Origin of the sequence: Nocardioides sp. (assembly GCF_016462705.1) — a bacterium.
GTDB lineage: Bacteria > Actinomycetota > Actinomycetes > Propionibacteriales > Nocardioidaceae > Nocardioides.
The window spans coordinates 1-14010 of the sequence record NZ_JAEMSS010000075.1 but is presented as its reverse complement, the minus strand read 5'-3'; the positions used below and the strand labels follow the sequence as shown (position 1 = coordinate 14010).

Sequence of the window (14010 nt, the reverse complement as noted above, 5' to 3'; positions counted from 1 at the left end):
TCACCGGCGCAGCCTTCTTCACCGGCGCAGCCTTCTTCACCGGCGCAGCCTTCTTCACCGGCGCAGCCTTCTTGGCGGGCGCAGCCTTCTTCGCGGGTGCTGCGGCCGCGGACTTGGCGGGGCCTCGTCCGATCACCTTGCGAGCAGCAGAGGCCGCCTTCGAGGCGACGGACTTCGTGGTGCTTCGTGCCATGGCACGGCCTTCCTGTGGCCGATCGACCGCGGCGGGTGGCAGCGGTGCTGGCCGGAACCGTAGCCCGTGGAGTTGGATCGCTCAAACAGGCTCACCGACGCGACGCGTCGGTATCGCCGAGTCGGCGCTCCTGCAGCACGGCGAAGCCCCCACCTGCAGAAGCGCCGACTCGGCGCACGCAGGCAGGGGCTTTTCGCGTCGAGAGCGACGCTGGCCGGGCTACGCCCGACTCAGCTCTCCTCGTCGCCCAGGATCGAGCGCAGCCGCTTGGGAGCGGGCTGGTGGTCGTCGCCGGCGACCGGCGACTCGCCGGGGCCGGAGAGCGCCTCGAGCTGCTGGGTGAAGTAGCTCTTGAGGCGGGAGCGGTACTCGCGCTCGAAGGCGCGGAGGTTCTCGACCTCGCTGTTGAGCTTGTCGCGCTCGCGCTCGAGCTCGCCGAACATCTGCTGGCGGCGCTCGGCGGTCTCGGAGTCGAGCATCTGGGCGCGGGTGCGGGCGTCGGACTCCAGCCGGTCGGCCTTCATCTTGGACTCGGCGTCGAGCCGCTCCGCCTTGGTGCGGGCCTCGCCGATGATCTTGTCGGCCTCGTCCTTCGCCTGGTCGACGAGCTCGTCGGCGTTGCGGGTCGCGATCTCGAGCAGGCGGGCCGCGGCGTTGGACGCCTCGGGCACCGTCTCGACGCGGACGACCTCGGGAGCGGCGGGGGCCGCGACCGGCTCCGGCTCGGGCTCGGGCTCAGGCGCGTGCACGACCGGCGTCTGCTGGGTGGGCGCCGGCTCGTACGCCGCGGCACCACCGGAGGTCTGGGCGGCCGACAGCTTGGCGCGGAGGTCGTCGTTCTCCTTGGTCAGCCGGGCCAGCTCGGCCTCGACCTCGTCGAGGAACTGGTCGACCTCACCCATGTCGTAGCCCTCACGGAGCCGAACAGGCGTGAAGCGCTTGTTACTCACGTCCTCAGGCGTCAGCGGCATGGTCGTTCCACCCATCGTTGTGTGCACACGAGACAACATCCTTGCATCGCACCGAGCGTCGTCCGACGACGGCAGCGGTCCGTTGAACTGTAGCGCCTTGGTGGGGCTGGTGTGACAGGGCTGACCGACTCGGACCCTCGGGTGTGCCTCAGGTGGCCAGCGGGCGAAGGAACTGGAGCAGGATCCACGTCACGATCATCACGATGATGAAGGAGAGGTCCAGCGCCACCTGGCCGATCCGCAGCGGAGGGATCACCCGGCGCAGCGCCTTGATGGGCGGGTCGGTCGTCGAGTAGACCGCTTCCAGGCCGACCAGGAGCGGACCGGTCGGGACCCACGAGCGGGCGAACACCTGCACCCAGTCGACGACGAACCGCACCCAGAGGAACCCGAAGAACACCCAGACGAGCGCGTAGAGCACGACCCAGACGGCGTTCACGAGGAGATCATGCCCGGCCGGGGCAAGGCCGCGTCAGCGGACCCCCCGGCGTGGGTGTGTCGATGGGAACCGGTCAGCTCTGGTTGAAGAAGCCGCCGGTCTCGACGAGCCGGGCCTTGTCCTCGGCCGCGACCGTCACGTTGGGCGGGGAGAGCAGGAAGACCTTGCTGGTGATCCGCTCGATGGTGCCGCGGGTGGCGAACACCAGGCCGGCCGCGAAGTCGACGAGACGCTTCGCGTCGGCGTCGTCCATCTCCGAGAGGTTCATGATCACCGGGGTGCCCTCGCGGAAGTTCTCCCCCACGGTGCGCGCCTCGTTGTAGGTGCGTGGGTGCAGGGTTGTGATCCGAGACAGCTCGATGTCGTGGCTGGCGACCGGGCGGCGGCGTTCGCTGATGTCCGACACCGTCCCGCGCGCCTCGCGCAGCCGGGACCGGCCGGCGGGGACCGCCACGGCGTGCTCCTCGGTGCGGTCGTCGACCGGTCGGTGGGCGGAGCCGTAGGCGTCGTCGTAGCGCTCGTCGTAGTCGTCGTCGTAGCGCCCGGTGTCCTCGAGCAGGCCGAGGTACTCACCGATCTTGCGCATCGCGCTCATGACTGCCTGCCTTCCGGGCGTGATGGAGCTCCTGGTTCTGCACGCTACTGGACCGGAGGCCTCGATCCGAGGACCGCCGAGCCGACACGCACGTGTGTCGCGCCCGCCCGGACGGCGTGCTCCAGGTCACCGCTCATGCCGGCGGAGAGCCATGTCGCCGAGGGGCATGTCTCCAGGAAGCCGGCCCGGATCTCGGCCAGCCGCGCGAACGCCGCGGCCGGGTCCTCACCGAGTGGCGCGACGGCCATCAGGCCGCGCAGGGTGAGGTGGTCGGTGGCGAGCACGGCGGCGGCCAGCGCGGGCAGCTCTCCGAGGGCCGCCCCCGCTCGGTGCTGGCCACCAGGCGGGTCCAGGCTCACTTGCAGGAGCACGTCGATCGGGCGCCCACGACGGTCCATCGGCCCGAGGAGCTTGACCCGGTCGACCGAGTGCACGACGTCGGCCACGGCGGCGACGGCACCCGCCTTGTTGCTCTGCAGCTGGCCCACGAAGTGCCACGTCAGCGGCAGCCCCGCGAGCTCCTCGTGCTTGGCGGTGAGCTCCTGCTGCTTGTTCTCCGCGACGTCGGTGACGCCGAGGTCGGCCAGCAGCCGCACGTCCGAGGCCGGCCAGGTCTTGGTCACCACGATCAGGCTGACCTCGGCCCGCTCGCGGCCCGCGTCGGCACAGGCCGTGGCGATCCGCTCCTCGACCGTGCTCAGACCGCTCCTGAGCTGGTCGAGCCGGTCGCTCATGCCGGCCCTCGCAGCCGGACCAGCCCGGCGAGACGGCCGGCCCGGTCCCGGTCCCGGCGGTAGGAGTAGAGGTCACCGGACTCACGGGTGCATCGGGACACGTCGACCACGGTGACACCGCCCTCCTCCAGCTGGGCGCGAACCCCGGCACCGATGTCCAGCGACGGGGTCCCCCACGACGTGGTCGCCCTTGCGGCCGGGACGGCGGTGGCGACCTCGTCCTGCATCGCGGCCGGCACCTCGTAGCAGGCGCCGCACACGTGCGGACCGACCCAGGCGGTGATGCTGGCGTCGCCCCAGGCGCGCAGCGTGTCGATGGTCCGCGGGACCACCCCGGCGAGCAGCCCCGGGCGGCCGCAGTGGGCCGCGGCCACCGCGCCGGTCTCGGGGGCCACGAAGAGGACCGGGACGCAGTCGGCGACGCGGACCATCAGCACCACGTCGGCCTGGCGGGTCACGGCCGCGTCCGCCACGGGCCGGGCCACCGGTCCGTCCGCCTCCACCACGGCCACGTCCGCCCCGTGCACCTGCTGGAGGTCGCAGAGCTCGGCGCCGGGCGCGAAGTCGTCGAGCAGGAGCCGGGTATTGCGGCGGCCCGCGACCTGGTCGTCCTCACCCGCCACCGCGAGGTTGAGCTCGTCGTACGGCGGCGCGCTGACCCCGCCGAACCGGTCGGTGAAGCACAGGTCGGCGGGGCCGTGGCGGGTGCGGAAGGCGTACATCGCCCCCCATCCTCTCCGCGTGGTCTCGGTCGCGCTGGGTGAGGGCGCGCTACTTGAGGAAGTCCGGGATGTCCAGGTCGTCGTCGTCGAAGGCGTACGGACGCGGCGCCGTGGCGCTGTCGGGAGTGGCGCTGGGCCGCGGCGCCGGCGACGCCGTCGCCGCCGCGGCGACCGGCTCCTTGGCGCCCTCGGACCGCTTCGCCTCGCCGAGCGCGCGGGCCGCGTTGAGGGTCTCCTGCTGCGACTGCGGCTGCGCCTGCGCGGGCTGGTTGCGCCGGAGGCCGGACTCGCCCTTCGCGCGCTTGGGCATGCCGCCGTCGAAGCCGGCCGCGATGACGGTGACCCGGACCTCGTCGCCCAGGGCGTCGTCGATGGTCGCCCCGAAGATGATGTTGGCCTCGGGGTGGACCGCCTCGGCCACCAGCGCGGCCGCCTCGTTGATCTCGAAGAGTCCGAGGTCGGAGCCCCCGGCGATCGAGAGCAGGACCCCGTGGGCGCCGTCGATGCTCGCCTCGAGCAGCGGGCTGGAGACAGCCATCTCGGCGGCAGCGACGGACCGGTCCTCACCACGTGCCGAGCCGATGCCCATCAGCGCGGACCCGGCATCGGCCATCACCGACTTGACGTCGGCGAAGTCGAGGTTGATCAGCCCGGGTGTGGTGATCAGGTCGGTGATGCCGGAGACGCCCTGGAGCAGGACCTGGTCGGCCTGCTTGAAGGCGTCGAGGACGGAGACGTTGCGGTCGCTGATCGAGAGCAGTCGGTCGTTGGGGATGACGATCAGGGTGTCGACCTCCTCGCGGAGCTGGGCGATGCCCTCCTCCGCGGAGTTCGCACGGCGGCGTCCCTCGAACGCGAACGGCCTGGTGACCACGCCGATGGTCAGCGCGCCGAGCGAGCGGGCGATCCGGGCGACCACTGGGGCGCCACCGGTGCCGGTCCCGCCACCCTCGCCGGCGGTCACGAACACCATGTCGGCGCCCTTGATGACCTCTTCGATCTCGTCGGCGTGGTCCTCGGCGGCCCGCGACCCGACCTCGGGGTTGGCGCCGGCACCGAGGCCACGGGTGAGCTCGCGCCCGATGTCGAGCTTGACGTCGGCGTCGCTCATCAGCAGCGCCTGCGCATCGGTGTTGATGGCGATGAACTCGACGCCCCTGAGGCCGACCTCGATCATCCGGTTGACCGCGTTGACGCCGCCGCCGCCGATGCCGACGACCTTGATGATCGCGAGGTAGTTCTGCGCTGCTCCCACGGCCCTGGATCCTCTCCGTGCTCCGTGTTTCCCTGATGAATGACCTTGACCGGTGGGTTGACTGATGAACTGTGACCCTCAGGCTGAGGGTTATAGTTATGTCAACCTGTCGATGTGGACGACAGTAGGGACGACGAGTGCCGGGATCGTGGCGACACGCCGCCGAGGGACGAACAGTCGATGGGCTCGACGGCGTCCGACCGGCAGCCGGCGGTCGTCAGCTGGTGGTCGCCTGGGTGGGGACACTGACGTCGTAGACCCGCGCGTCGACCTTCTGCAGCAGGTCGATCGCGACCCTGGCCTTGGTCTCCGAGTCCTCCGCGCTCCCCCAGACCACCTGCCGGCCGTCCTTGAGGAACAGCGAGATCTCGTCGACGGTCGCCACCTGGACGTAGTCCACGATGCGGGCCAGCGACTCGGGCAGCGCCGAGATGACCTCGGCCGCCTCCCCCAGCGCCTCGGCGGAGGTGCCGATGTCGGTCTGCACCCGTGGGAGCCCCGGTGGTGCCCGGTTGTAGTCGCGGAACACCACCCCGTCGGCGTCCATCCCGCGGAGCCGCCCGCCGATCTCGACGACGGCGATCGCCACCCGCTCCACGATCTCGATCAGCACCGTGTCGGGCCACTGCCGGCTGACCCGGACCTCCTTGACGATCGCCAGGGACCGCACCCGGGCCTCCGCCCGGACGAGGTCGACCCGGGCCAGTGGGGTGCCGTCCTCGATCTGGGAACGGGTCCGGACCTCGTCGGCCGCCACGTTCTGCGCCCCGCTCACGTCGACCTTCTCGACGTCCAGCCAGGACGAGAACCAGACCGCGTAGCCCCCCGCGCCGACCAGGGCCAGCAGGAGGACGAGGACGACGACGAACCGCCAGGCGAGCCAACGCCGCCGCCACTGCCGGCGCGCGAACCGGCGCCTGCTGCGGGCGGTCGCGGGGTCGAGCCGCGGCTCAGGCATCGGCACGCTCCCCTAGCAGCGCCAGCACCTGCGGGCCGACCTCGGTGATGTCCCCGGCCCCCAGGGTGAGGACCAGGTCACCGGGCCCGGCCCGGGCGGCCAGCGCCGCGGCGACGTCGGCGAGGTCGGCGACGTAGGCGACGCGCTCGGCGGGCAGTGGCACCGCGTCCGCCACCAGCGCACCGGTCACCTCGGGGTCGGCGGGCTCACGGGCGAGGTAGACGTCGCAGATCACCACGTCGTCGGCGGCGCCGAGCGCCGCCCCCATCGCCACCCCGAGCGTGCGCGTGCGCGAGACGAGATGGGGCTGGTAGGCGACGAGCAGCCGCCCGGCACCCGCGAGCGCCCGAGCCGACCGGAGGTCCCCCGCGATCTCCGTCGGGTGGTGGGCGTAGCTGTCGTAGACCCGGACCTCGCCGGCCTCACCCTTGAGCTCCATCCGGCGCCGGGTGCCCGAGTAGGCCGCCAGTCCCCGCTTCAGGGCCGCGGGGTCGAAGCCGAGCGCGACGCCGGCGGCGTACGCCGCCAGGGCGTCGGCCAGGTAGTGGTCACCGGGCGACCACAGCGTCACGTCGGACAGGGCCTCGGGTCCGACGTCGGCGGTGCCGGACCGCGTGGACACGGAGATGACGCGTCGGCCGGCGGCCCGCTGCCGATCGGCCAGGGCCGCGGCGCCGGCGTCGTCGACGCAGCAGACCAGGAAGCCCCCGGTGTCGACCGTGTCGGCGAACTCGTCGAACGCGTCCGCGTAGGCGCCCGCCGTCGTCCAGTGGTCGAGGTGGTCCGCCTCGACGTTGGTGACGACCGCCGCGAACGGGTGGTAGAGCAGGAAGGCGCCGTCGCTCTCGTCGGCCTCCGCCACGAACAGGTCACCGGAGCCCTCGGCGGCGTTGACACCGGTGGCCTGGAGGTCTCCGCCGATCGTGTAGGTCGGGTCCGCCCCCGCCTCCTGGAGCGCCGAGGTGAGGAGCGAGGTCGTGGTCGTCTTGCCGTGGGTGCCGGCGACCGCCACCACCCGCCGACCGGCCATCAGCGCGGCCATCGCGGCGCCGCGGGACAGCACGGTGAGCCCCCGACCCGCGGCGGCGAGCAGCTCGGGGTTGTCCGGCTTCACGGCGGTCGAGGCCACGACCGTGTCACCGCCGCGGAGGTGGTCGAGGTGACGAGGGTCGTGACCGACGTGGACCGTGGCACCCAGGACCCGCAGCGCCTGGAGGGTGGGTGAGTCCGCGCCGTCGCTTCCGCTCACCTCCACACCGCGCGCCAGCAGCAGTCGGGCGATCGCGGACAGGCCGGCGCCGCCGATCCCCACGAGGTGCACCCGCGCCGGGAGCCACTCGGGGGCGTCTGGGCCTGTCATGACCCGGCCTCGAGGACGATCCGCGCGAGCTTCTCGTCCGCGTCGCGCGGGATCAGGCCCGATGCCGCGGCACTCATGGCGGCGAGCCGAGCCGGGTCGGTGGCGAGGGCGGGGACGTGCGCGGAGACCCACTCGGCCGTGAAGTCACCGTCGGCGACCAGCAGCGCTCCCCCGGCGTCGACGACCGGACGGGCGTTGAGCTCCTGCTCGCCGTTGCCGATCGGCAGCGGCACGAAGATCGCGGGCACGCCCACCGCCGCCGCCTCCGTGACGCTGTTCGCACCGGCCCGGCAGACCATCAGGTCGGCCGCGGCGAGGGCGTAGTCCATCCGGTCGACGTAGGGCTCGACGACGTAGGGCACGGCGGCGGGCCGCGGCGTCGCGGTGCCGAAGGGGCCGACGACGTGCAGCACCTGGACTCCGGCGCCGGCGAGGTCCTCGGCCGCCGCGGAGACGGACTCGTTGATCCGGCGCGCCCCTTGCGAACCGCCGGTCACGACCAGCGTGGGCCGGTCCGGGTCCAGCCCGAAGAACTCCCGGGCCTCGGCACGCAGCGCCGCACGGTCCAGCTGCGAGATCATCCGCCGGATCGGCAGGCCGACGTACTCCGCCCTGGGCAGCCGGGTGTCCGGGAAGCTCACCGCGACCCGGCTGGCCACCCTGGCACCGAGCCGGTTGCCGAGGCCGGGCAGCGCGTTCTGCTCGTGCACGACGATCGGCAGCCGGGCCCGCCGGGCCGCGAGGTAGGCGGGCACCGACACGTAGCCGCCGTAGCCGACGACCACGTCCGGACGCACCCGGTCGAGGACGGCGCGGGTCTCCCGGACGGCGGCGCGCAGCCTGGCCGGAACCTTGGCCAGGTCGGCCCCGACGCTGCGGGGCAGCGGGACCGGCGGGACCAGCTCGAGCGGGTAGCCGGCCTCCGGGACGACCCGGTTCTCCAGTCCCCGGGGCGTCCCCAGGCAGGTGATCTCGCAGGTGGGGTCGAGACGACGCAGCGCGTCCGCCGTCGCGAGCAACGGCGAGGTGTGGCCCGCGGTGCCGCCGCCGGCGAGGAGGATTCGCATCAAGGGTGACTGTATGAGGGGAAACCGCAGGTCAGGACCGGCGACCCGGGAAGCGCCCCGCGGACAGGCCGGCCGATCTCTGCTGCTTGCGCTGGGCCAGGGCCCGGGCCGCCTCGGGCTCGCGCCGGGCGAACCCGACCAGCAGGCCGAGCGCGACCAGGGACGGGAGCAGTGCCGAGCCGCCGTACGACACGAGGGGCAGGCCGATCCCGATCACCGGGAGCAGGGCCAGCACCATGCCGACGTTGATGATCATCTGGCCGACCAGCCACACGATGACGCCGAACGTCGCGTAGCGGACGAACGGGTCCGCCGTGCGCCGCGCGACCCGGACCGCGGCGAACGCGATCGTCAGGAAGAGGCCGACGACGAGCAGCGTGCCGGCCAGGCCGAGCTCCTCCCCGAGGACGGCGAAGATGAAGTCCGTGTGCGCCTCGGGCAGGTCGCCCCACTTCTGCTGGCTGGCCCCGATGCCCTGCCCGAGGACCCCACCCGACGACATGGCGTAGAGACCGTGGACGGGCTGCCAGCCCGCGCCGTGGTAGTCCTTGAACGGGTCGACGAACGTCGTGATCCGGGTCAGCCGCTCGGGGCTGACGCTGGCCATGACCATGGCGGCCACGCCGAGGATCGAGAAGCAGAGGACGAACAGCCGCATCGGCGCGCCGACCACCCACAGCATCCCGAGCAGGATCGCCACGAGAACCAGTGCGGTGCCGAGGTCCTGGCCGACGACGACGAGCCCGATCGCGATGAGCAGCCCCGGCACGACCGGCACCATCACCGCGTGGAGGCTGTCGAGCCGGCGGTCCTTGTTGGCGTAGACGTGCGCCGCCCAGATGACGAGTCCCAGCTTGGCGAGCTCCGAGGGCTGGATCTGGGCCGGACCGATGGCCAGCCAGTTCTGGTTCCCGTTGATGGTCACGCCGATGAAGGCGGTCAGCACCAGCAGGGCGAGCGAGATCAGGTACGCCGGGTAGGCCAGCCGCCGGATCCAGCGCATCGACAGCCGGCTGGCGGCGTACGCGCAGGGCAGGCCGACCAGCACCCACACCAGCTGCCGGCGCACGACGGCGTAGCTGTCGCCGTCGTGTGCCCGGTAGGAGTACACGCTGGACGCGCTGAGCACCATGATCAGGCCGATGGTGAGCAGCAGCGCGGAGGCGCCCAGCAGCAGGTAGTAGGCCGTGAGCGGCCGGTCGAGAGCCTCGCGCAGGGCGCCGAGCCAGGCGCGGCCGTGCCGCGCGGCACGGGGCCGGACGCCGGCCCCGACCGTGGGGGGCGGCGGAACGACCAGCGTCATCCGCCGCTCCTTCCTGGAGGTCCCTAGCGGGTCCCGGTCTGCTCGAGCACCGCCGCGGCGAACGCGTCCCCGCGGGCGGCGTAGTCGGTGAACATGTCCATCGAGGCACATCCGGGAGCCAGGAGCACCGTGTCGCCGTGCTGGGCCAGGTCGGCCGCGGCGCTCACGACGCGCCGCATCGCGCTGAGCTCTTGGTCCCTTTTGTCACCCTGATTGCCATCTTCACCATTCGTCCCAGCAGTCTCGCCGCCCCCCGCGTCGATGACACGGACATCGGGCGCGTGTCGCGCCAGCGCCTCGGCGATCAGCCCCCGGTCCCTGCCGAGCAGGACCACACCCCGCAGGCGGTCCCGGACCGCGAGGACCAGGTCGTCGAAGGACGCCCCCTTCGCCAGCCCACCGGCGACCCAGACCACCTGCTCATAGGCCAGGAGCGAGGATCGGGCCGCGTGCGGGTTGGTGGCCTTGGAGTCGTCGACCCAGGCCACGCCGTGGTGCTCGGAGACCAGGGCGATCCGGTGCCCGGCCGGGCGGAACGCGCGCAGCCCGTCGCGGACCGCGGCCTGGCTGACCCCGTGCGCCCGGGCCAGCGCCGCCGCGGCCAGGGCGTTCTGGACCGTGTGGTGGGCCGGTGGCCGCCCGTCGGGTCCGGAGAGGTCGGTCAGGTTGCAGAGCTCGGCGGCACTGGAGGCCCGCTGCTCGACGAACGCACGGTCGGCCAGGATGTCCTCGACCACGCCGAGCATGCCGACCCGGGGTACGCCGAGCGTGAAGCCGATGGCCCGGGCGCCCTCGACCACGTCGGCCTCGCGGACCAGCTGCTCGGTCAACGGGTCCTCGACGTTGTAGACGCAGGCGCGCTGGACGTGCTCGTAGACCCGGGCCTTGTCCGCGACGTACTCCTCCATGCCACCGGGTCCGGCTGGGGAGTACCAGTCCAGGTGGTCCTCGGCGATGTTGAGCACGACGGCCGCCTCGGCGCTCATGGACTCGGTGTAGTGCAGCTGGAAGGAGGAGAGCTCGACGGCCAGGACGTCGTAGGGCACCGGGTCCATCACCGCCTCGACGATGGGGAGACCCACGTTGCCGACCGCCTGGCTGCGCAGGCCGGCGGCCCGCAGGATGGCGTCGAGCATCTGGGTGGTGGTGGTCTTGCCGTTGGTGCCCGTCACGACCAGCCAGGGCGTGCGGTGCTCGGGGTCACGCAGGCGCCAGGCGAGCTCGACCTCACCCCAGACGGGGATGCCACGGGCCCGGGCCTGGGCGAGCAACGGGGCGCTCGGCCGCCAGCCCGGCGAGGTGACCACGAGGTCGACGTCGTCCGGGAGCGTCCCGGTCGCGCCCGCCCCGAGCCGGACCGTCGCCCCGAGCACCTCGAGCAGCTCGGCCTTCTCGGTCTTCTGGTGGCCCTCGGCGGACTCGTCGAGGGCCGTCACGGCGGCCCCGAGGTGCGTGAGGTTGTCCGCGGCCGCGAACCCGGAGACGCCGAAGCCGGCGACGACCGCGCGGACGCCGTCCCAGGAGTCGTGCCGGCCGAGGTGGGTGGGGTTCACAGGCGCGCGACCCACTCGGCGTAGAAGATCCCGAGACCCGTGGCGACGAAGAGGCCGGTGATGATCCAGAACCGGATCACGACGGTGACCTGCTCCCAGCCGAGCATCTCGAAGTGGTGCTGCAGCGGGGCCATCCGGAAGAGCCGGTAGCCGGGACCGACCCGGAACACCGTGCGGAACAGCGCGCTGGACCGGCTCGCCTTGAAGACCGAGACCTGCAGCATCACCGAGAGGGTGATCAGGACGAAGAGCCCCCCGAGGACGAGCAGCAGCAGCTCGGTCCGGGTCAGGATGGCGAAGCCCGCCATGGCTCCCCCGAGGGCGAGGGACCCGGTGTCCCCCATGAAGATCGCCGCCGGGGAGGCGTTCCACCACAGGAAGCCGAAGCAGGCGCCGGTGATGGCGGCCGCGATCACGGCCAGGTCCAGCGGGTCGCGGACGTTGTAGCAGAGCGGTCCGGGGTTCTCCTGGCAGAACTGGTTGTTCTGCCAGATGTTGACCAGCGTGTAGGCACCGAACACCATCACGCAGGCGCCGGTGGCCAGGCCGTCCAGCCCGTCGGTGAGGTTCACCGCGTTGCTGGTCCCGGTCACGATCACGAGGATCAGCAGGATCGCCAGGACCATCGGCAGCCCGAGCCACTCGATCTCACGGAGGAACGACACCTTGGTCGAGGCCGGAGACCGGCCCCGGTCGTCCTCCAGCCAGGGCGCGAGGGCGAGGACCGCGAAGGTGAGCCCCACGACGGCCTGACCGACGAGCTTGGCCTTGCTGCGCAGCCCGAGGCTGCGTCGCTTGGCGACCTTGATGAAGTCGTCGAGGAAGCCCACGAGACCCAGGCCGACGAAGAGGAACAGCAGGAGCAGCGCCGAGGCGGAGGGTGCGTTCCAGGTGATGGCCTTGGCCGCCACGTAGCCGACGACGCTGGCCAGGATGATGACGAGGCCACCCATCGTCGGCGTGCCCCGCTTGGTGTGGTGGGTCATCGGACCGTCGTCGCGGATCTCCTGGCCGTAGCCGAGGCGGGTGAACTGCCGGATCGCGACCCGGGTCCCCAACAGGGAGATGAGCAGCGCGATGCCACCGCCCAGCAGCACTGCTCTCATGCGGTCATGATCCCGTACGCCGTGCGGCCGGTGGTCATGCCCCGCCGGACGAACGCAGGGCCGCGCGGGCCACCTCGCGGTCGTCGAACGGGTGCACGACGCCCTGGACCTCCTGGCCGGTCTCGTGACCCTTGCCGCTGATGACCACGATGTCGCCGGGCCCGGCCAGCCGGATCGCCTCGGCGATCGCCTCGCCGCGGTCCCCGATCTCGAGGACCCGCTTGCCGCGTGCGGTCTTGGCCCCCGCGAGCAGGGCCCGGCGGATCTGGGCCGGGTCCTCGCTGCGTGGGTTGTCGTCGGTCACGATCAGGAGGTCCGCGAGACCGGCGGCGATGGCCCCCATGGGCTGGCGCTTGCCAGGGTCCCGGTCACCGCCGGCGCCGAGCACGATGATCAGCTCGCCGTCGGTGAGCGAACGGAGCGTGCGGAGCGAGGCGTCCACGGCGTCCGGCTTGTGGGCGTAGTCGACGACGACGGTGAAGTCCTGGCCCTCGTCGACGCGCTCGAACCGGCCCGGCACTCCCCCGGACGCGGCGACACCCGCCGCGATCGCCTCGACGTCGAGCCCGGCGTCGGCACACGCGGCCAGCGCGGCCAGGGTGTTGGCGACGTTGAACTCGCCGGGCAACGGGCAGCCGGTCGCCACCACTGCCCCACCCAGCGGGCCGTGGACCACGAACTCCGAGCGCGAGGGCCCGAGGCGGACGTCGGACACCCACCAGTCCGCGGGTCTCCCCTGCGTCGACATGGTCTCGACGGGCAGCTCGGTCTCCCGGACCAGACGTCGCCCGTGCTCGTCGTCGATGTTCACCAGAGCCCGGCGGGCGCGTCCGGGCGTGAAGAGGGAGGCCTTGGCGAGGTAGTAGTCCTCGACGGTCTCGTGGAAGTCGAGGTGGTCGCGCCCCAGGTTGAGGAACACCGCGACGTCGAACACGACCCCGTCGACCCGGCCGAGCGTGAGCGCGTGGCTCGACACCTCCATCGCGCAGGCGACGACCCGCTGCTCCTTCATCACGGCGAAGAGACCGTGCAGGTCCGGCGCCTCCGGGGTCGTGAGCGCCGTCTTCACCTCCCGGCCCGCGATCCGGGTGCCGACCGTCCCGACCGACGCCGCCGCGATCCCTGCGCCCTGCATGCCGCTCTCGGCCAGTCGCGTCGTCGTGGTCTTGCCCTGGGTCCCGGTCACGCCGATCATCCGCATCGACCGGGCCGGCTCTCCGTAGATGCGGGCGGCGAGGCCGCCCAGCAGCCGGCGCGGCTGCTCGACCACGGCCACGGGCACGCCGGAGGGCAGCTGCGCCGCGCCCACGGGGTCGGTCAGCACGGCGACGGCCCCGGCGGTCAGCGCCTCCCTGGCGAAGTCCACGCCGTGGGCGAAGGCGCCCGGCATGGCCACGTAGAGGTCACCGGGCCACACCCGCTTGGAGCTCAGCGTCAGGCCGGTCACCAGCGTCGTGGGGTCGCCATCGGCGTGCGTCGTCGCGTCGTGCGCCGCGAGCCAGCCGACGATCCGGCTCAGCGGCGTCAGCGGAGGTCGCAACGGGCGCGCCGACAGCCCGCCGTCCTCCCCCTCGCCGGTCACCGGAGCAGGCTATCGGGCCAGGTCCTTCGGACTGGGCTCTTGGGCTCTTGGGCTCCAGGGCTCCAGGGCCCCTGAGTGCGTGGCCGATCCTCGGGCTGGCGGTGGCGGCCGCGCGCGTACCCGACCGACGCTCGCCGTCAAGGATGCTTCGCACCGCTTCGCGGCGCGCTTC

14 protein-coding genes are annotated in these 14010 nt (G+C 72.5%); all 14 read right to left on the bottom strand.

Annotated elements, in window-relative coordinates:
* The coding region (locus JHD21_RS11250; RefSeq protein ID WP_292674913.1) for a hypothetical protein at positions 1 to 193 on the bottom strand (193 nt) is incomplete at its 3' end.
* A gap of 230 nt (positions 194 to 423) precedes the next feature.
* Entirely contained in the window at positions 424 to 1164 is a 741-nt protein-coding gene (locus tag JHD21_RS11245) for a DivIVA domain-containing protein (RefSeq protein WP_292674910.1), read from the bottom strand.
* Positions 1165 to 1312: 148 nt separating this feature from the next.
* Positions 1313 to 1603 carry a YggT family protein gene (locus JHD21_RS11240; protein WP_292674907.1) on the bottom strand — a complete coding sequence of 97 codons (291 nt, stop codon included), beginning with the start codon at positions 1601 to 1603 and terminating at the stop codon, positions 1313 to 1315.
* 73 nt (positions 1604 to 1676) lie between these two features.
* On the bottom strand, positions 1677 to 2198 hold the full coding sequence (gene sepF, locus JHD21_RS11235; RefSeq protein ID WP_292674904.1) for a cell division protein SepF: 522 nt from the start codon (positions 2196 to 2198) through the stop codon (positions 1677 to 1679).
* A 44-nt stretch (positions 2199 to 2242) separates the two neighbouring features.
* The gene (locus JHD21_RS11230) at positions 2243 to 2932 is read right to left on the bottom strand and encodes a YggS family pyridoxal phosphate-dependent enzyme (protein WP_292674901.1); all 690 of its coding nucleotides are present in this window, start codon (positions 2930 to 2932) and stop codon (positions 2243 to 2245) included.
* Complete coding sequence (gene pgeF, locus JHD21_RS11225; RefSeq protein WP_292674898.1) at positions 2929 to 3654, bottom strand: peptidoglycan editing factor PgeF; 726 nt, start codon at positions 3652 to 3654, stop codon at positions 2929 to 2931. Before pgeF ends, JHD21_RS11230 begins: the two co-directional genes overlap by 4 nt.
* A 49-nt stretch (positions 3655 to 3703) precedes the next feature.
* Positions 3704 to 4909 (bottom strand): cell division protein FtsZ, encoded by a 1206-nt coding sequence (gene ftsZ / locus JHD21_RS11220; RefSeq protein ID WP_292674896.1) that lies wholly within the window; start codon positions 4907 to 4909, stop codon positions 3704 to 3706.
* A gap of 217 nt (positions 4910 to 5126) precedes the next feature.
* Positions 5127 to 5867, bottom strand: a complete 741-nt coding sequence (locus JHD21_RS11215; RefSeq protein ID WP_292674892.1) for an FtsQ-type POTRA domain-containing protein — start codon at positions 5865 to 5867, stop codon at positions 5127 to 5129.
* The gene (gene murC / locus JHD21_RS11210; protein ID WP_292674889.1) at positions 5860 to 7227 is read right to left on the bottom strand and encodes a UDP-N-acetylmuramate--L-alanine ligase; all 1368 of its coding nucleotides are present in this window, start codon (positions 7225 to 7227) and stop codon (positions 5860 to 5862) included. The genes JHD21_RS11215 and murC overlap by 8 nt, the downstream gene beginning before the upstream one ends.
* Entirely contained in the window at positions 7224 to 8294 is a 1071-nt protein-coding gene (murG, locus tag JHD21_RS11205) for an undecaprenyldiphospho-muramoylpentapeptide beta-N-acetylglucosaminyltransferase (protein ID WP_365695897.1), read from the bottom strand. Before murG ends, murC begins: the two co-directional genes overlap by 4 nt.
* Before the next feature lie 31 nt (positions 8295 to 8325).
* Complete coding sequence (gene ftsW, locus JHD21_RS11200; protein WP_292674883.1) at positions 8326 to 9597, bottom strand: putative lipid II flippase FtsW; 1272 nt, start codon at positions 9595 to 9597, stop codon at positions 8326 to 8328.
* 23 nt (positions 9598 to 9620) lie between these two features.
* On the bottom strand, positions 9621 to 11150 hold the full coding sequence (gene murD, locus JHD21_RS11195; RefSeq protein ID WP_292674880.1) for a UDP-N-acetylmuramoyl-L-alanine--D-glutamate ligase: 1530 nt from the start codon (positions 11148 to 11150) through the stop codon (positions 9621 to 9623).
* Complete coding sequence (gene mraY, locus JHD21_RS11190) at positions 11147 to 12256, bottom strand: phospho-N-acetylmuramoyl-pentapeptide-transferase (RefSeq protein WP_292674877.1); 1110 nt, start codon at positions 12254 to 12256, stop codon at positions 11147 to 11149. The genes murD and mraY overlap by 4 nt, the downstream gene beginning before the upstream one ends.
* Positions 12257 to 12290: 34 nt before the next feature.
* Entirely contained in the window at positions 12291 to 13766 is a 1476-nt protein-coding gene (locus JHD21_RS11185) for a UDP-N-acetylmuramoyl-L-alanyl-D-glutamate--2,6-diaminopimelate ligase (protein WP_365695905.1), read from the bottom strand.
* Positions 13767 to 14010: the final 244 nt, after the last annotated feature.